The sequence below is a fragment of the Protofrankia sp. CiT1 genome, assembly GCF_917627335.1.
Lineage (GTDB): Bacteria > Actinomycetota > Actinomycetes > Frankiales > Frankiaceae > Protofrankia.
In genome coordinates this window covers 7,971-26,172 of the sequence record NZ_CAKJTP010000061.1, presented here as the reverse complement: position 1 = coordinate 26,172, position 18,202 = coordinate 7,971, and the positions used below count along the sequence as shown (strand labels likewise).

17 protein-coding genes and 1 riboswitch are annotated in these 18,202 nt (G+C 69.1%); of the genes, 9 read left to right on the top strand and 8 right to left on the bottom strand.

The window, feature by feature from the left end:
* Nucleotides 1-152 precede the first annotated feature (152 nt).
* Genes MJ785_RS12130 through MJ785_RS12120 form a run of 3 tightly spaced genes read left to right on the top strand, consistent with a single transcriptional unit; the run spans nt 153 to nt 2,842 of the window.
* The gene (locus MJ785_RS12130) at nt 153-1,157 is read left to right on the top strand and encodes an ATP-binding cassette domain-containing protein (RefSeq protein WP_239310664.1); all 1,005 of its coding nucleotides are present in this window, start codon (nt 153-155) and stop codon (nt 1,155-1,157) included.
* A gap of 13 nt (nt 1,158-1,170) precedes the next feature.
* Complete coding sequence (locus tag MJ785_RS12125) at nt 1,171-1,977, top strand: ABC-2 family transporter protein (protein WP_239310663.1); 807 nt, start codon at nt 1,171-1,173, stop codon at nt 1,975-1,977.
* Nucleotides 1,970-2,842 (top strand): ABC transporter permease, encoded by an 873-nt coding sequence (locus MJ785_RS12120; protein WP_239380902.1) that lies wholly within the window; start codon nt 1,970-1,972, stop codon nt 2,840-2,842. Before MJ785_RS12125 ends, MJ785_RS12120 begins: the two co-directional genes overlap by 8 nt.
* Nucleotides 2,843-2,918: 76 nt before the next feature.
* Here MJ785_RS12120 and MJ785_RS12115 read toward each other — a convergent pair whose 3' ends face one another.
* The 4 genes from MJ785_RS12115 to MJ785_RS12100 form a co-directional block, all read right to left on the bottom strand.
* Entirely contained in the window at nt 2,919-3,566 is a 648-nt protein-coding gene (locus MJ785_RS12115; RefSeq protein ID WP_239310661.1) for a histidine phosphatase family protein, read from the bottom strand.
* Nucleotides 3,563-4,336 (bottom strand): CbtA family protein, encoded by a 774-nt coding sequence (locus tag MJ785_RS12110; RefSeq protein WP_255724408.1) that lies wholly within the window; start codon nt 4,334-4,336, stop codon nt 3,563-3,565. The genes MJ785_RS12115 and MJ785_RS12110 overlap by 4 nt, the downstream gene beginning before the upstream one ends.
* Nucleotides 4,337-4,348: 12 nt before the next feature.
* Nucleotides 4,349-4,579 (bottom strand): CbtB-domain containing protein, encoded by a 231-nt coding sequence (locus MJ785_RS12105; RefSeq protein ID WP_239346747.1) that lies wholly within the window; start codon nt 4,577-4,579, stop codon nt 4,349-4,351.
* Nucleotides 4,580-4,635: 56 nt separating this feature from the next.
* A riboswitch (cobalamin riboswitch) is annotated at nt 4,636-4,711 on the bottom strand.
* Nucleotides 4,712-4,878: 167 nt separating this feature from the next.
* A complete protein-coding gene (locus MJ785_RS12100) occupies nt 4,879-5,292 on the bottom strand; it encodes a YccF domain-containing protein (RefSeq protein ID WP_308128326.1) in 414 nt (137 codons plus the stop codon).
* 415 nt (nt 5,293-5,707) lie between these two features.
* Between MJ785_RS12100 and MJ785_RS12095 the strand changes: the two genes are divergently transcribed.
* On the top strand, nt 5,708-6,379 hold the full coding sequence (locus MJ785_RS12095; RefSeq protein WP_239377140.1) for a SnoaL-like polyketide cyclase: 672 nt from the start codon (nt 5,708-5,710) through the stop codon (nt 6,377-6,379).
* Between the two features lie 121 nt (nt 6,380-6,500).
* On the opposite strand, the gene MJ785_RS12090 is transcribed toward MJ785_RS12095, so the two are convergent.
* The 4 genes from MJ785_RS12090 to MJ785_RS12075 form a co-directional block, all read right to left on the bottom strand.
* Nucleotides 6,501-7,721: a cytochrome P450 gene (locus MJ785_RS12090; RefSeq protein ID WP_239310656.1), complete on the bottom strand. Its 1,221-nt coding sequence runs from the start codon at nt 7,719-7,721 to the stop codon at nt 6,501-6,503.
* Nucleotides 7,722-7,847: 126 nt separating this feature from the next.
* Entirely contained in the window at nt 7,848-8,462 is a 615-nt protein-coding gene (gene hisH / locus MJ785_RS12085; RefSeq protein WP_239310655.1) for an imidazole glycerol phosphate synthase subunit HisH, read from the bottom strand.
* A 43-nt stretch (nt 8,463-8,505) separates the two neighbouring features.
* A complete protein-coding gene (hisB, locus tag MJ785_RS12080) occupies nt 8,506-9,093 on the bottom strand; it encodes an imidazoleglycerol-phosphate dehydratase HisB (protein WP_239310654.1) in 588 nt (195 codons plus the stop codon).
* A complete protein-coding gene (locus MJ785_RS12075; protein WP_239310653.1) occupies nt 9,090-10,277 on the bottom strand; it encodes a histidinol-phosphate transaminase in 1,188 nt (395 codons plus the stop codon). The genes hisB and MJ785_RS12075 overlap by 4 nt, the downstream gene beginning before the upstream one ends.
* Before the next feature lie 364 nt (nt 10,278-10,641).
* Here MJ785_RS12075 and MJ785_RS12070 point away from each other — a divergent pair, with 364 nt between their 5' ends.
* The 5 genes from MJ785_RS12070 (at nt 10,642) to MJ785_RS12050 (ending at nt 18,195) form a co-directional block, all read left to right on the top strand.
* Nucleotides 10,642-12,465, top strand: a complete 1,824-nt coding sequence (locus MJ785_RS12070; RefSeq protein ID WP_239380898.1) for a bis-aminopropyl spermidine synthase family protein — start codon at nt 10,642-10,644, stop codon at nt 12,463-12,465.
* A 161-nt stretch (nt 12,466-12,626) separates the two neighbouring features.
* On the top strand, nt 12,627-14,132 hold the full coding sequence (locus MJ785_RS12065; protein WP_239380896.1) for a ferric reductase-like transmembrane domain-containing protein: 1,506 nt from the start codon (nt 12,627-12,629) through the stop codon (nt 14,130-14,132).
* Nucleotides 14,133-14,236: 104 nt separating this feature from the next.
* The gene (locus MJ785_RS12060) at nt 14,237-14,674 is read left to right on the top strand and encodes an FMN-binding protein (protein ID WP_239380894.1); all 438 of its coding nucleotides are present in this window, start codon (nt 14,237-14,239) and stop codon (nt 14,672-14,674) included.
* Complete coding sequence (locus MJ785_RS12055; protein ID WP_239310648.1) at nt 14,671-15,579, top strand: FAD:protein FMN transferase; 909 nt, start codon at nt 14,671-14,673, stop codon at nt 15,577-15,579. The genes MJ785_RS12060 and MJ785_RS12055 overlap by 4 nt, the downstream gene beginning before the upstream one ends.
* Nucleotides 15,580-15,759: 180 nt before the next feature.
* Complete coding sequence (locus MJ785_RS12050; RefSeq protein WP_239310647.1) at nt 15,760-18,195, top strand: ATP-binding domain-containing protein; 2,436 nt, start codon at nt 15,760-15,762, stop codon at nt 18,193-18,195.
* Nucleotides 18,196-18,202: the final 7 nt, after the last annotated feature.

Sequence of the window (18,202 nt, the reverse complement as noted above, 5' to 3'; positions counted from 1 at the left end):
AACTTCCGGCGGCGACCACTAAGACAACGACACCGCTATGATCATTGACTGTGACCGTGCCGCGCCAGCCGTCCGCAGGCCAGACCGATGATCCACACGATGGGCGGCAGAGCACAGCTCACCCGCACCACGCCGATACCGATACCGATACCGTGATCGACGTCGCCGAGGTCGAGAAGACGTTCGTGCTGCGGCGCAGGGCCGGCCGGTTTCGCCGCGAACGAGTGGACGTGCCGGCCGTAACCGATCTGACCTTCCGTGTCCGGGCCGGCGAGATGGTCGGGTATCTGGGCCCGAACGGCGCCGGCAAGTCCACGACCATCAAAATGCTCATCGGAATCCTGACGCCCACCACCGGCCGCATCCGGGTCAGCGGTCTTGATCCTTCCCGGCAGCGGATGCAGCTGGCCCATCGCCTGGGGGTGGTCTTCGGACAGCGCACAACGCTGTGGTGGGACCTGCCGCTGCGGGACAGTTTCAACCTGCTCCGGCATATCTATCATGTTCCAGCCGCCCGATTTCGACAGAATCTGGACCGTTTCGTCGACATCCTCGAACTGGCTCCTTTCCTCGACACCCCCGTCCGCCAGCTGTCATTAGGCCAGCGCATGCGCGGCGATCTCACCGCCGCGCTGCTGCATGACCCCGAAATCGTCTACCTTGATGAGCCGACAATCGGTCTTGATGTCGTGTCCAAGACCGCGGTGCGCGAATTCCTTACCGGCCTCAACCGCGAACACGGGACAACGGTCCTGCTCACGACCCACGACATGACCGACATCGAGCAGCTGTGCCCCAGAGTGCTGGTCATCGATCAGGGCCGGCTCGGCTTCGACGGGCTGTTGACCGATCTGCGCGCCCGCATCGGTGGCGAACGCACTCTGATCGTCGATCTTTCTGGACCGCACCCGCCGATCGACGTCGCTGGTGCCAGGGTGGTGCGGGTCGACGGGCCACGCCAGTGGCTGGCGTTCCCCACAGCGGCAAGCGCGGCACCGTTGGTCACCGCGATCGCCAACCGCTACCCCCTGGTGGACCTGTCCATCCGGGAGCCCGCGATCGAAGACGTCATCGCCCAGCTCTACGCCGCGGGCATGAGCGGGACGCCCCTGCCCAGCCAGACCGGCCCGAAACCCAACCCGACAACCGCACGGTGATGACCTGATCACGATGACAGCCCCACTCATCACCTACCTCACCGTCACCCGATGCAGCGCCCGCCGATACGCGAGCTACCGAGCCGCGACCGCCGCCGGAGCATTCACCAACACCGTTTTCGGGATCATTCGCGCCTACGTCCTGCTCCAGGTCTGGAGCCAACGGCCAGGTCTCGGTGGGTACGACACTGCCGGCGTGGTCACGTTCGTGTTTCTCGGACAGGCGCTGATCACATCCATGGCGCTGTTCGGCGGCGGCATCGAGCTGCCGGAACGCATCCGCTCCGGCGCTGTGGCCGTGGACCTGGCCAGGCCGGTGAACCTCCAGGCCTGGTGGCTGGCGGATGACGCCGGGCGCGGCGCCGTCCAACTGGTCGTCCGCGGGGTGCCGCCGATGGCGGTCGCCGCGGTCCTGTTCGACCTGCGCATCACCAGCGACCCGACCATCTGGGGGCTGTTCGCGTTATCCATCATGCTGGGCTTCCTGGTCAGCTTCGGGCTGCGTTATCTGATCGCTCTCGCTTCGTTCTGGCTACTCGATCAACGCGGTCTGGAAAACGCCTACACCCTGTGCGCGGTGTTCTTCTCCGGTGTCTCCGTCCCTCTTGCCATCATGCCCACCGTGCTGCGGGCCACGGCCCAGGCCCTGCCGTTCGCCGCCATGATGCAAATACCAGCGGACATCTTTCTGGGCAAGCGTACGGACACGTCACTGTTCACGGGGCTCGCCTTCCAGGTCGCGTGGGCCGCCGCGCTGTTCGGGATCGGTGGCCTTCTCACCGCTCAGGCCACCCGGAAGCTGGTGATCCAGGGTGGGTGAGAACGCCGGCCCGGCGCCCCGGCTGGAACCGGAAAGACATGCGGCGGCCGGAAACCATGACCGCTTCCTCCTGGTACGCCAGTACCTCCTGTTCGCCGGGATGTGGACGCGGGCATCCTGGCAGTACCGCGCATCGGTGCTGCTGCTGACGATGGGACAGTTTCTCGCGACCGGCCTTGACATCGCGGTGATCAAAGTGCTGTTCACAAACGTGCCGCGGCTCGCCGGCTTCAGCCTCGCCGAGGTGGCCTTCCTCTACGGGACGTCCGCCACCTCGTTCGCCGTGTCCAATCTGCTCTTCGGGTCGATGGAGCGCATCGGCGAACGCATCCGCGACGGCAGCCTCGACGTGATGCTGGTCCGGCCGGTCGGGCTGCTTGTCCAGGTCGCCACGGACGGCTTTTCACCACGTCGGCTCGGTGGCCTCGCTCAGGGGCTTGGGGTACTCGGGCTTGCGATCGCCGGGTTGGACGTCCCGTGGAACACGGGCCGGGTGCTGCTCGTACCCGTGCTGCTGACAGCCGGTGTCGCCCTGTTCAGCGCGATCTGGATCATCGGTGCGGCCGTCCAGTTCTTCGTCCAGCAGACAGCGGAGGCGATGAACTCGGTCACCTACGGCGGCAACTTCCTGACGCAGTACCCGATGTCGCTGTATGGACGGCACGGCATGCGGACGCTGACCTTCATCGTGCCGCTGGCCTTCCTCAATTGGCAGCCCGCGCTGTACGTGCTCGCGAAGCCCGACCCGCTCGGCCTGCCGATCATGGTCCGCTTCGCCTCACCGCTGGTCGCCGCCGCCGGGCTCGCGCTCGCCGCGGCCGCATGGCGTACTGGCCTGCGGCACTACCGGTCGACCGGAAACTGATCATCAACATATGCCGGTGACGCATCCATACCGTGACCGCGATATCACGATCGTGATCATTGGCACGGCGGCACGGCTATGCCGTGGTAGGTGTTACCGCGGCACTCGTCTCCCGCTCATCCGGTGCGCCTGTCGCGGTCATTTCCCCGGTTATTGGCAGGCAGGCATGCCGCAGGTTCCAGACATCACCCGCACGCCCGTGCAGGAACGTCGTGGACAGCGGCGGGACGTCGATACGCCAGAACACCTCCGCTGGCGACCGCAGCACCGCGACCAACGCGGCGCGGATCACGGCCGGATGCGTCACCGCGATGGTGCGTCCCGATACCCGCGCGCCGCGCGCCAGCCACTGCCCGACACGGCCGATGAGCTCGGCCACGGACTCGCCACCGTGCGGCGCCTGGGCCGGGTCACCGACCCAGGCCGCAAGATCGGCTGATGGGATCTCCGCAAGCGCGCGCCCCCGCCAGTCCCCCATATCCAGGTCACGCAGTGCCGGATCAGCTGTGGCGCCGGCCAGGCCGAGCGCGTCCGCTGTCTGACGGGTACGCAGCGACGTGTCACACAACACGAGGTCAGCACGGCGGGCTCCGACGGCCGCGAAGCGGCGCAGCTCCCCGGCGTCGAGTCCTTCATCACTCGGGAACCGCGCGGCCCGCGTCGCGGCGGTCGGCGCGTGACTGATCAGCGTGAGGCGCGGCGGGCCGGTGCCAGGACCGGTCATGCCTCGGTGGCGACCAGCGATCCAGCCCCGGGCGCGCCGCGGCCCCCCGGCGAGCCAGCCGCTGCCGAAGCCCGCAGCGCGCGATCGGTCAGCGCCCCGAACAACAGGCCGATCGTCGCCCAGAGCGTCACGTTGATCGCTAATGAGGCGACGCGGAACCGCCACAGCACATCAGCGGGAAAAGCGTCCGGGGTCTCGTGCACCTGCGGCAGGAGGTAATAGGCCAGCCCGACTATCACCAGCCCACCGGCCAGGGCCAGCAATGCCGCGTCCCAGGCACCGAACCTCGCCGTGAGCCGCCGAGCCGTCACGCAACCGCCGATGACCACCGACAACGCAATCAACATCATCGTGAAATACAGGCTGGTGCGTTCGCCGATGGTGTCCGGATTACCGATGGACGGCGGGTTGGCCGGATATTTCAGGGCAGGCACAAGGTACATTCCCACGAATCCCGCGAGCGCCACGAACGCCGCCGTCCCGCGCGCCCCCAGCGCGCCGAGGCGGCCCTGTGCGCAGGCATAGGCAAGGGAGAAGAGGCCGCCGAGCGCGACACCGAACGCCAACAGGCCCGTCAGCAAGCCGATGGTGTTCTGCAGCGCCCGGGGAACGAGTTCTGTTCCGTGTACACCCTCGGCGGCTTCCCGCGCCGACTCGAAGGCGATCGCGCGCCCGACCTCGCTCTCCCCAAGGACCTTGGCGACGGCGAAGGAAAACACGGCGGCCACCACGCCCACCAACATCCCACGAATCAACAGGGCGCGAACCATCTCGGAACCCGCTCAGTGGCAGGGGAAGCCGAGCAGATGACGGGCGTCGTGCACGAACTCGTGGACATAGCTGCCGCCCACAAGCGATACCGCGCCCTGCTCGGCGCCGACAAAGTACAGCAGGAGCAGCGCCAGGACCGAGCCGAAGATCGCAAATGGGGCCAGCTCACGCAACGGGATCGTCGGCAGGGCCGCGGGCGCGGCCGGAACGTTGGCGGCAGAATACGCCAGTGCAGATGCCATTGCGAGACCTCCACAGGAATCACGCGTTCCACTCGGCAGGACATGTCCGGCGATGGGTCTGACTCCCGACGTCGCTCCTTGTGGGCGGGCCGGTCACAGTGGCGCGACCGCGCCGGATTCACACCGGCTTCCAGCACTCGGACATCAGAGAGACAATCAGCAGCCAACCCTCACGTCAAGTCTCATCAATCACTCAACCGTCCGGGGGTCCGGGCGGCTGGGGGTCCGGGCGGACCGACGCCAGCCCGAGCCATTCATGATCATATATGCGGGCGGGCTCGCGGCACCCACAGCCACCATCACCGGTAGACGGATGCCGCGACCCGGGCATGCGGGTCAAGATCCCGGAACGGGACGACCCGCCGGCCCAGTGGCGCGATCGCCAGCGGGACCATCTTGAACGACGCCACACCGAACGGGATGCCGATAACTGTCACACACAGCACCAGGCCGAAGATCAAATGACCGATCGCGAGCCACCACCCAGCGATCAAGAACCACAGCAGGTTGACCAGGAAAAGCATGACCGGAGCGTCACCGGGCTGGTCGACCACGACCCGGCCGAAGGGCCAGACGACGTAACCCGCCAGCCTGAAAGCCGCGATCCCGAACGGGATCGTCACAATCAGCAGGCAACACACAATACCGGCGACAAGATAACAAACAGCCAGCTCAAACCCGGCGAACAACAGCCAGAAAACGTTTCCCACCATCCGCATAACACTTTCCTACCCGGTCGGAGGGCTACGATCCGGCCCGGCCCGGCCCGAAGCCTGGATCCAGCGGGGCGAAGATCGCGCCTATACCACACGCGTCGCGGCCGCCACCTTCTTGACGGTGGCCCTGACTATGCCCTTGGTCGCCGGCACGCCCTGGCACTCTGCTACCTCCGGATATTCATAAGTTCACCCGGCTCAGGACTTTCGCCCCATTTTCCCATAATTATCATGAGCTGTAGCATGCCGGGGAGGCGGAAGTTCAGAGCGTCCGGAACGTCCGGACGTCACGTTAACCCGCACCGACGTATGTGGCACGAATCGACCGCGCGCCGGATCCCATCCCGCTTCGGAGACCTCCACGACGGCGCTCGACGCATCCTGACACCGCCCGGACGGCAGAAGGAGCAACATGGTGAACGACAGGAACGCAACGGACCAGGCAGCGGACCAGCCGTTGCATGTACAGGGCCGGGACGCGGTCATCGCTGGTTCCGCTGGCGTGCGGTGGCGCGGCGGCGAGCCACCCGACTACCATCTGTCAAAAGTGACAATGCCCCAGGAACGCACCCACGAGCACGCTAAGGGGTCCTTGGCCGACATCGTCGAACGCGTGGTCCAGGTCTTCGAGATGGAGGTCTCCCACAAGAAAGACCCGGCCCAGTGGGTCAGCATGGTCACCGACCAGTTCCGTACCCGCGTCAACGGAGGCCCCTGGGCAAACAGCCAGGACCTCGTTGAAAGAGGCAGTTACAACATCCTCATAGGTGAGAACCCCTACTACTCGGCGAGCGACGAGACCTTCGAATCCTCCCATCAGGTCTTCCTCAAGGCCCTTCCCGGCGGCTTCTTCTGGGAGATCCTGGAGGTCTACTCACCGCCGCCTGTAATCACTTTCAAGTGGCGCCACTGGGGTACCTTCAGCGGACCCTACAAAGGGTTCGAGCCGACCGGTGAACGCGTCGAGATGTTCGGTGTCAGCGTGGCCCGCGTCGCCGACGACCTCAGACTGCTCGAGGTCGAGCACTTTTACGACAACACCGAATTTCTTGGCCGGCTGAGCGGCAACCACCCGGTGTCATAGGCTGCCGGGCGCACGGCAATGTTCTCTCCCGTGCGCCCAGCGCCCCGTTCCCACCACAATGATGGCGATCACAATGACGGCGATGGCGATCCCCGTCGGGAACCCAGCGGAGAACGGTGATTCAGACCGTGACGGGAATACAGGACCAGCCACGTTGCACAAACGTGGGGCGCCGGACAGGGGTACCAGCCAGGGAAAGCGTCGGGTAGCGCTCCAGCAGGCTGCGCAGGGCTGTCTCGAGCTCCACCCTGGCCAGCGGCGCCCCCACGCAGAAGTGGACGCCGCCGCCGAAAGCGACGTGCGGATTCGGTTCCCGGCCGACATCGAACTCGTCAGCCCGTTCGAAGACCTCGGGGTCGCGGTTGGCCGAACCGAGCAGCGCCGCGATCCGTTCCCCCGCCCGCACGACGACCCCACCGATCTCCACGTCGGCCATGGCGGTCCGTTCGAAAAGGTGCAACGGCGAGTCAAAACGCAGGAACTCCTCGGCCGCGGTGGCGGCCAGTTCCGCCGGCTGGCGGGCGAGGCGCCGCTGTTGCTCGGGGTGGCTCAGCAACGCCACCATGCCGTTGCCGAGGCAGTTGACACTGGCCTCGTGCCCGGCATTGAGCAACACCACAACGGTGGCGACCAGCTCGTCCTCGGCCAGCCGGTCGCCCTCCTGCTCCGCCTGGACGAGATGGGTGATCAGGCCATCGTCCGGACGCCGGAGACGCTCGGTGGCAAGGGCGTGTACGTAGGCACTGAACTCGGCGGCCGCCACCCGTGCCGCGGCCTCCTGCGCGGGGCTGCGCTCGTATTCGTTCATCTTCACCAGATCGGCCGACCACGGGCGTAGCAGGTGCCGGTCGCTGTCGGGAATACCGAGCAGCTCCGCGATGACCATCACCGGGAGCGGCTCAGCGTACTCGGCGATCAGGTCGAACGGTTGCCCGTCGCGCGCCCGCGCCTCGATTCCGTCGAGCAGGACCTGGCACAGCTCGCGGATGTGCGGCCGCAGCCGTTCGATGTTGCCACGGGCGAACGCCTTGCCGAGCAGCCCGCGCAACCGGGTGTGCTTCGGTGGCTCACAGCCCAGGATGGAGTCCCGTTCCAGCTTGTTGAAACCGGCCCACAGCTCCTCAGGCAGGCGTGGCTGGCAGATCCGGCCCAGCCCACGGTGGCGCACCACCGCGTCGGCATCACGGTAGCGGGCCGCCAGCCACATCCCGAGGTCGTCGTTCCACACCGGCCGGCCGGCGGCCCGAAGCTCGGCGAAGACCGGATACGGGTCATGGACAAGATCATGACTACGTGGGTCGAAGCGGCCTGCGTGAGCATTGACCCGATGGGACGGGACCACCGCGCGCTCCTTCCGGGACGGCTACCCCCACCTCACCATGGAACCAGCGCGGATCGGCACACGGCGGGCAGACCCGGCCCTATCCCCCGCCACAGCCTGCGTTGTTGATCACGTCAGCCACGCGGGCTAACGCAGCGTGCCCAACCAGTTGGCGAGCAGCTGCCGACCGGGGTCTCCGGACTTCTCCGGATGGAACTGGGTGGCGCACAGCGGCCCCCGCTCCACCGCGGCGGCAAAAGGCTCACCATGCTCGGCCACGGTGTCCTCGGGCGTCGGCTTGGCCGCGTACGAGTGGACGAAGTAGAACCGGACGGCTTCGGGCAGCCCGTCGAACAGCACCGTGCCGGCCGGCGGGGCCACCGTGTTCCAGCCCATATGCGGGAGGATCGGCGCGGCGAGACGCCGTACCTCGCCCGTGAGCACGCCGAGCCCCGGGGTCCGCACCCCGTGCTCGTCTCCCAGGTCGTAGAGAACCTGCATACCCACGCAGATCCCGAGGACCGGACGCCCGCGGGCGACACGCTCACGGATGACCGCCGCCCCGCCGACCGCGGTGATCCCGGCCATGCAGGCGGCGAAAGCACCCACCCCGGGCACCACGAGCCCGTCCGCGGCCCTGGCCGCAGCCAGGTCGGACGTCACGGTCACGTCGGCACCGACCCGCGCAAGCGCCCGCTGCGCGCTGCGCAGATTCCCCGATCCGTAGTCGAGGACAGCCACCTTCGGAGCCGTCACCGCCATCCCCCGCGCGGGACGCGTGCCCCGGTCACGGTCCTCACCCCGGTCACAGAACGCCCTTGGTGGATGGCACGCCGGCCACCCGCCCATCGCGGGCCACCGCGTCCCGCAGCGCCCGTGCCACGGCCTTGAACTGCGCCTCGACCACATGGTGCGCGTTGCGCCCCGACACCACCCGCACGTGCAGCGCGATCCGCGCGGCGGCGGCTATCGACTCGAACACATGACGGGTCAGCGTCGTGTCGTAGGTGCCGATGAGCTCGATCAGCTCCGGCTCGACGACCACGCAGTACGGCCGGCCGGACAGGTCCACCGCCGCCTGCACCAGCGCTTCATCCAGGGGTACCAGCGCATCACCGAACCGCCGGATCCCGGTCTTGTCGCCGAGTGCCTCGCGCAGCGCCTCACCGAACGCGATCGAGGTGTCCTCGACCGTGTGGTGCGCGTCAATATGCAGATCGCCGCGGGTACGCACGGTCAGGTCGAACCCGCCGTGCTTGCCAAGCTGGCTGACCATGTGGTCGAAGAACGGGACCCCGGTGAACGACGACGACACGCCCGTGCCATCGAGGTCCAGATCGACGACGACGTGCGACTCCAGGGTCTTGCGTTCGATCCGGGCGGTGCGGCTCATGCGTGCCCTGCCTTCCCGGAAGCCGGTTGCCGGGTGGCCGCCGGGTGATCGGAGCACGCCGGCGTCGTGGCCGGGTCGGCCAGCAGCACGCCGACGGCCGCGAGAAAGGCGTCGACCTCGCTGGGAAGACCGGCGGTGACCCGCAGCCAGCCAGCCAGGCCGACGTCGCGGACGAGGACACCCGCGTCGAGCAAGGCCTGCCAGGCCGCGCGTTGATCGGGAAACCGCCCGAACAGCACGAAGTTCGCGTCGCTGGGCGCCACGGCGCAGCCGAGCCCGGTCAGTTCGGCCACCATCCGGTCCCGTTGCGCCTTCACCGCCTCGACGGTGCCGAGCAGCTCGTCGGCGTGCGCGAGCGCCGTGCGCGCGACCGCCTGCGTGAAGGTGGACAGATGGTACGGCAGACGCACGAGCTGCAACGCGTCGATGACGGCCGAGTGCGCGGCAAGATAACCGACCCGGGCGCCGGCGAGCGCGAACGCCTTGCTCATCGTCCGGGTCACCACCAGCCGCGGCCGTGACGGCAGCAGGGCGAGAGCGCTTGCGACCCCGGCCCGCCTGAACTCCGCGTAGGCCTCGTCCACGACAACCATGCCGGTACCGGTCTCGTCGACCGCGGCGCACGCGGCGGCCAGCACGTCGTTCGGCAGCGCGGTGCCGGTGGGGTTGTTCGGCGACGTGAGGAAGACCAGGGATGGCCGATGCCGGCGGATCGCCTCGGTCACCGCGGCCGGGGTGATGGTGAAGTCGGGTTCACGGGGCTCGCCGGCCCAGCCAGTCCCGGTCGCCATCGCGATAAGCCGGTGCATCGTGTAGGACGGCTCGAAACCGAGCGCGACCCGGCCGGGCCCGCCGAACGCCTGACACAGCTGCTGGAGCACTTCGTTCGACCCGTTCGCCGCCCACACCTGATCGGTACGCAGCCCGAAACCGGCGTCCGGGGTGAGGTAGTAGGCGAGATCCGCCCGAAGCGCCTCAGCCTGGCGGTCTGGGTACCGGTTGGCCTCGGTGGCCGCGAGCGCCGCGGCCTTGCCCATGGCGTCCACCAGGCCCGCGGACGGCGGATGCGGATTCTCGTTGGTGTTGAGCAGCACCGGAACGTCGAGTTGCGGGGCGCCGTACGGCGCCTGGCCCCGCAGGTCGTCGCGCAATGGCAGTTCGTCGAAGGTCAGCGGGCGTGTCATGCGGCCCTGGCCCTGGCCCTGGCCACCGGCCCACCACCGGAAGATGAATCATGCTCTGCCATCGCATGTGCGGTCATCGCACGTACACCTCCACCGCGTGGGCGTGGACAGGGCGGACCGCGCCGAGAACGGCCGGCACGTCCAGCGCCGTGGGCGGGAGCCCGCACGGCCGCGAAGCCGGCGGCAGGCCCGTGCGCGGATCGAACATTCTCAGCACGACGACAAGACTATCCATACGCGAACTCAGGCGCGGGCGGGAAGGGAGCGGGCGGGAAGGGGGAAGGGGAAGGGGAAGGCGGGAAGGTAGCCGTGGGAAGGCGACAGTGTGCGGAAAGGGCGAGGATGGGAAGATGATGGTGGGGAAATGACAGTTCACGGCGCCGCGGAGAACGACCTGGGCATGGCCGGCATCGGCCCGCCGCCGGTCGCGGACACGCCGCCGGCAGCCCGCGGCCGGGCACTCGACCGGCTTGAGCGCCTCGTCGCCGGCTACGGAGCGCAGGCACGCCCGCTCCGGCGAGTGATCGCGCTGCTGACCGAACGGCCGTGGACCATCGGCGACCTCGTCCGCGCCTCGGGGGTAGCCCGCCGTAATGTCGAAGAGATCCTCGACTGCCTCGCCGATGACCTGCGGGAGGAGCCGGGGCGGCCCGGCGGCGCGGTAATGATCAAAGAGCCACTGGTAGTCACCTATCGAGACCATTTCGGCTTCGACGAGCTCCGCCGCACCCAGCTCACCGATCCGCTCGCGCAACGCCTCGCCGCGCGCCAGGCCCTGGTGGACACCATGGCCGAGCTTGTGGCCGCGGCACCACCGTCGCGCGTCGACCTCGACCACGTCCCGGCCACCGGAGAGACCGCTGCTCGGCGCGCGTTGTGGATGGACTCCACCTATGACCTCGCCGGGGCGCGCCTGCTGTGCATCGGCGATCATGATCTCACTTCGCTGGCGGCCTGCTCCCTTGTCCCGAACCTGTCCGTGACCGTCGTCGACCTCGATGAACGGCTGCTGGAGTTCATCGATGCCCAGTCCAGGCGGAGGGGCCTGGACATCCGCTGCCTGTTCGCCGACCTGCGCTTCGGGCTGCCTGCCGTCACCGAGTCCTGGGCCGATCTGATCTTCACCGATCCGCCGTACACCCCCGAGGGGGTGACCCTCTTCCTGCAACGAGGGCTGGCCGGCCTGCGTGACACCCTGCGTGGCCGGCTGCTGCTCGCCTACGGGCACAGTGATCTGCATCCGGCGCTCGGCTGGAAGGTACAGCGCGCCGTCAGCGACCTGCATCTCACCGTTGAGGCGATTATGGCGGACTTCAACGGCTACGACGGTGCCGAGGCCGTGGGCGCGGCCAGTGACCTGTACGTCTGCCGGCCGACCGCGGCCACCTGGCGGCAGCTGGCTGGCGCGGCTCCCGGCCCCCGAGGCCGCGCCGCGATCTACACCCGGGGCCGGCAGGCGGTGGAAAGCGGCAGCGCGGGGCCGTCACCGGCGGCCGCCCAGGAGCTGCTGGCGGCGGCCGCGGCCGGCCTCGACGGTGGCCGGCTGGTGTTCATCGGCGACGGCGCTCCGGATGCCTCGCCCTCGGGGCCCGCCCATGTCCGTCTCGCCACGGCGCTGCGAAGCGGGCTGCCACGGTCGGTCAGCGGACGCGGCCGGGTGCAGGTGGCCGCGGACCTGACAGCTGATCCGGGACCGTGGCTCGCCCGGACCCTGCTCGCGGTCAACGCCGACCGGCTGGTCGCCCTTGTCCCAGCTGGTCATACCGATCTGGCGGACCCCGCCTCCTTTGGTGCGCTGGGCGGGCTGGTGGCGCCGAAATGGCGGCTGTGCTGGCGGCGGCTTGCCGGCGAGCGGCTCGCCCTGGTCGAGGCGGCCCCGATCGAGACCGCCGAGCTGACCGCGGGGGAAGGCATGGTCCGCTGGCTGCTCGACCGTGCCCACGGCAAGGTCGGCAACGTCTGGGCGGAGGCGCTGGCCCGGGGCGCGGCACCGGGCGCCGCCGGTTCACTCACCAGGAAGGACGCCCGAGCAGCCGTCGAGACAGCCGTAGCCGACCCGGGGCTGCTCGCCGCGACGCTGATGGACCTGCCCCGCCACCAGATCGCACGCATCGCGGCCCAGGTCGCCCGCACCACCGACACCCGCCCCACCCACGCCCGCACCACCGATAGATGCACCCACCGATAGGCGAGCCCGGTCGGCCGGCGGAGATCCGGATACGGGAATGTCCGGGAGACCCTGGAGAACCCAGCAACCTCACAGCTTGTGTTCAGCATCGCTGAAGTCCCGTTGCCCACCATCAATGTCAGAGCGCCGGCACGGTCGGGCGCGGACACGGAGGGCAGCCCATGAGCTTGATGATGCTGGGGTCATCCGAACATCCGGAGTCAGCCGAGGCCGCCACCACGCACCCACAGCCACCCATAGACGCGTCACTGTCCGTACCCACCGCCGTCCCCGGCACAGTATCGGCGCCACCAGCCTCGCCCGCGGTCCATCCGTGCGCACCGCGGCACTGGTGGCGCGACGTGGCCGGCCTGTGCGCGTACGCGAGCATGATCGTCGTGGTGGCCCTGTGGCTCGCGCACGGCGGCATCGCCAGCCTCACCGGGAGCGCTGGCATCCTGACCGGTCTCGGCCGGCTCACCGGACTGGTCGCCGCGGACCTGCTGCTCATCCAGGTGCTGTTGATGGCGCGCATTCCCTGGGTGGAACGCGGCTACGGCCAGGATGAACTCACCCGGCGTCATCGCCTGGTTGGTTTCGCCTCGTTCAACCTGGTGCTCGCCCACATCGTTTTGATCATCCTGGGCTATGCGGCGTCGGCCCGGACCGGCCTCGTCAGCCAGGCATGGGACCTCATCGCCAACTACCCCGGCATGCTGCTGGCAACGACCGGATTCGCGCTGCTCGTGATGGTCGTCGTCACCTCGGTGCGCGCGGCCCGACGGCGGCTGCGCTACGAGTCCTGGCACCTGCTGCACCTGTACGCCTACCTCGGGGTGGGGCTGTCCATCCCCCATGAGCTGTGGACCGGCGCGGACTTCACCTCGACAGCGTGGGCGAGGGTGTACTGGTGGACGGTCTACGCCGCCGCGGCCGGCAGCATCATCGTGTTCCGCCTCGGTCTGCCCGCGTTGCGCACCTGGCGGCACAGCCTCGTCGTTGACCGTGTCGTCGCCGAGGCGCCCGCTGTCGTGTCCCTGCACCTGCGCGGCCAGGCGATCGAACGGATGCACGCGAGTGCTGGGCAGTTCTTCATCTGGCGGTTCATGACCGGACCAGGGTGGTCACGCGGGCATCCCTACTCGCTGTCCGCACCGCCGCACCCGCGCTGGCTGCGGATCACCGTGAAGGACCTCGGGGACGGCAGCCGCGCACTCGCCCGCGTACGGCCCGGCAGCAGGGTACTCATCGAGGGCCCCTACGGCCGGCTCACCGCTGCCGTCCGCCAACGACGCCGCCTGACGATGATGGCTTCCGGTATCGGCATCACCCCGGTCCGAGCGCTGCTGGAAGAACTCGACTACTCCCCCGGTGAAGCGACGCTGGTCTACCGGGCCAGCACCGAGGAGGATTTCATCTTCCGCTACGAGCTGGACATGCTGGCCGCGAAACGCGGCGTCCGCGTCATCTACCTGCCTGGGCACCGTTCGCCGGACCGCTCGTCATGGCTGCCGGAACGCTTCTCCCACCTGTTGGACGACGACGCGCTGCGGCAGATCGTGCCCGACATCGCCGATCACGACGTGTTCATCTGCGGTCCCGACGCCTGGATGGACGCCGTACGGGACGCGGCGCTGCTGGCCGGGGTCCCATCCGAACAGCTGCACCTGGAACGCTTCCGTTGGTGAGCTGCGCGCGGGACGGGAGACGCGGTCTGGCGGACTCGCGGGAGCGCGTCCCCCGCCCACGGCGTCCAGACCACAACCACGGCAGCCTCAGAAAGGACTCCGGCATGCGCCGCATCGTGCTCGCCGTCGCATCGACGGTCGCCGGCCTCGTGCTGTTGTTCAGCTACCGCACCAGCACCAGCACCGGCACCGGCATGGCTGCGACGGCGGTCACCAGCTCCGGCGGCAGCTCTGGCGATGGTTCCAGCGGCGTCTCCAGCGGATCGACGACGCTGACGGGATCCGAGGTCAACACCAGGTGGGGTGTCGTCCAGGTACAGATCACTGTCAACGCCGGCCGGATCGTCAACGCCGGGACCGTTCAGGTGCCGGACCACAACCCGCGCGACGTGGAGATCAACCGGGTGGCGATCCCGATCCTCAACTCCGAGGCTGTGGCCGCCCAGAACGCGAAGATCGATGTAGTCAGCGGCGCGACCGTCACCAGCGACGGCTACATTCGCTCGCTACAGTCCGCCATCGACGCGGCACACCTGTCATGACTGCCTGGGCAGCGGGGTCGATGTCCCGGCGGGCGTGGGTCGAGCAGATCATGGGCATGCCCGTCAGCCTGCACCTGCGCGGACCCCGAGCGGCCGGCGACAGCGCCGTCGAACAGCTCGTCACAGCGCTCTTCGCCCACCTGCGCACGGTGGACGCCCTGTTCAGCACCTACCGAGCGGACAGCGAGATCATGAGGCTGAACCGGGGCGAACTGCGCCTGGACGCCTGTGACCCCCTTGTCCAGGAGGTCGCGGACCTGTGCGCCGAGGCCACCCGGCGCACCGACGGCTACTTCAGCGCCGAGCTACCGGCGCCCGGCCATCCGACCGGGACTGGGACCACGGCTGGGACCGGGACCGCCGCTGGAGCCAGCGCCGGCCGCCGCTGGTTCGACCCGTCCGGGCTGGTCAAGGGCTGGGCGGTCGAGCGTGCCGCGGCGAGGCTGACAGCGATCGACGGCCACGACTACTACCTGAGCGCGGGCGGGGACATCGCCGCGTACGTGGCCGACCCGGTGTCCCCGGCCTGGAACGTCGGAATCTGTGATCCTTTCGACAGCACGCGCGTGCTCGCCACCGTGCCCGTCCGCTCGGGTGGGGTGGCGACCTCAGGCAGCGCGGCGCGTGGCGCGCACATCATGAATCCGAGGACAGGCCGGCCCGCGAGTTCGGACCTGCTGGCGGTGACGGTTACCGGTCCATCACTGATGTGGGCGGACGTGTATGCGACCGCCGCGTTCGCCCGCGGCTCCGATGCGCTGGCATGGCTCGCGGGCCTGGACCGGACAGCGGCTCTGGTGGTCACCGCGGATGGCGCGCGGCACGCCACGCCCGGATTCGGCGGGGCCGAGCCCGCGCGGCGGTCCACACCCGATGGGCAGCGACAGCCGACCGCTGACACGTGACTGGCGGTAGCGAGAGCAACGCTGTGACCCCGTCCCTGACCAACGGGTCGAACACCCGGAGGCACGGCCGCATAAGCTCGACGTTCGTCTCGCCGTTCCCAACGCCCGTGCGGATGTCCACGAACGGAGCGTAATCACGCGGCCGGCGCAATCACACCGCACAAGCCGGGAGGGACCCAGGTGCCGACCACGTACGAGCAGGAACTCGCCTGCGAACAGAAATATGTCGACACCCTGTACAGCCGGCTGGACGACCTGCGCGACCGGACCCGCGAGCAGTTGCGCGCCGTGCTGCTGGAACCGGGCACCGGCACCCCGCAGTCACGGGTCGAGCGGGATGCCTTCGCCACCGCGTACTCCGACCGGATCGGCCAGCTCGACGCCGCCGAGGGACGGCTGTGTTTCGGCGCGATGGACTTCGGTGCCATAGATGACGACGCGATAGACGCGATAGACGACGGCGCCGCAGGTGGCGGTGCCATGGAGCTCGGCGCGCCGAACTCCGGCGCCCTGGATCACAGCCCGCTGGGCCGTGCCGACCACCAGCGTGTCTACATCGGGCGTATCGGTCTTTCCGACGACGAGCACGAGCCCATGCTGGTCGACTGGCGGGCCCCGGTGGCCACCACCTTCTACCAAGCGACCCTCGCCAACCCGCACGGCCTGCGCAGGCGCCGGCACCTACGTGCCAAAGGGCGGGAGATCAGCGGATTCACCGACGACGTGCTCGACATCGCGGGCGCGCGGAACGGCTTCGCCGGCGGATCAAACGGATCAAGCAGTGACGGGCCGCTGCTGGAGGCCCTGTCCGCACCCCGCTCCGGCCGTATGCACGACATCGTCGCGACGTTGCAGGCCGAGCAGGACGCGGTGATCCGCGCTGACTCGTCCTGCGTCCTGATCGTCGACGGCGGACCGGGCACCGGCAAGACCGCGGTGGCCCTGCACCGGGCCGCCTATCTGCTCTACACCGAACGGGAACGGCTCGCCCGCTCCGGCCTCCTGGTGGTCGGCCCGAGCCCGATTTTCCTGCGTTACATCGAACAGGTGCTGCCCTCCCTCGGTGAGACGGGTGTGGTTTTCGCGACCCCGAGCCGGCTGTTCCCCGGCGTCGACGCCGTCGGCGACGAGGACGGCCGCGTCGTCGCCCTCAAGGGGGATCTGCGGATGGCCAGGCTGGTGGCCGAGGCGGTGAAGGCCCGCCAGGAGGTCCCGGCACACGATGTGGACGTCCCCTACGACGGCGCCGTGCTCCGTCTTGAGCGTCGCGCTGTCGAGAATGCCCGCACCCGGGCACGGCGCAGCCGCCGTCCGCACAACATGGCCCGGCGGGTGTTTGTCCGGGAGACAATCGCCGCCCTCACCAACCAGGTGGTCGCGAACCTTGCCGGTGGCCTGCTTGACGGCGACGAACGGGAGGAGATCGCCGCCTACCTGCACGCCGACCAGGGAGTCCGGGCGGCCATCGACGCGATGTGGCCGCGGCTGACCCCCGAGGCGTTGCTCGCCGATCTGTTCGCCACACCCGCCCGGCTCGCCACCGCCGCGGCCGCCGCCAAGCTGACCAAGCACGAGCAGCACCTGTTGCACCGCCCGCCCGACACCGCAGCCGCATGGACGCCGGCCGACGTGCCGCTGCTCGATGAGGCCGCCGAGCTGCTCGGCGATCCCGACGCCGACGTCGCCGAGCGCGCCGAGCGGGAGGCGGACCGGGAACGCCGCGCCGAACAGGCGTACGCCCTCGACGTCCTCGACGGCCTCGGCCTCACCGGGCTGGTCGACGCGGAGGCGGTGGCGACGGGCATGGCCGAGCGGTGGTCGGGCTCCCGGGCACGACGCAGTGCCGTCGACCACGCTCGCGGGGATCGGTCCTGGACGTTCGGCCATCTCATCGTCGACGAGGCCCAGGAAGTGTCGCCGATGCTGTGGCGGCTGCTGTGGCGGCGCTGCCCGATGCGGTCGGCCACCCTGGTCGGTGACCTCGCCCAGGCCGCGACTCCGGGCGCGGCCCGTTCCTGGGCCGAAGCGCTGGCCCCGCATATCGGGGACAGGTGGCGGGCGGAGCACCTCACCGTCAACTACCGGACCCCGCTCGAAATCATGGACGTAGCCGCTGACGTGCTCGCCGCGCAGGACCCGGTCGCGCGGCCACCGCGTTCGGTGCGTACCACCGGGCGGCATCCCGTCGCGCTGCGCGTCGGCACGGGCACCGGTACTGGTACTGGCACCGGCGCCCTGGTGAGCGCGGTCATGGACGCGGCCGGTCACGCCGCCGAGGACGTCGGCGACGGCCGGGTCGCGGTGATCTGCCCAGCGGATCTCGTCGAAGCCGTCCGCGCGGCGTTCACGACCGTGCCGGCTGGCGGTATGCCCGGTGACGCGGACATGCTGGCCGCCACTGTCGTGATCCTCACTGTGACGGAGGCCAAAGGCCTGGAGTTCGACGCGGTCATCCTGGTCGAGCCAGCCGCGATCGTCGCCGCTTCACAGCGCGGGCTGGCCGACCTGTACGTCGCCATGACCAGGGCGACCCAGACACTCACCGTGCTGCATACCGATGAGCTGCCCGCGGTGCTGCACCGCCTGGCCGCGGACCCACCGCCCAGCACCACCTGACCCACCG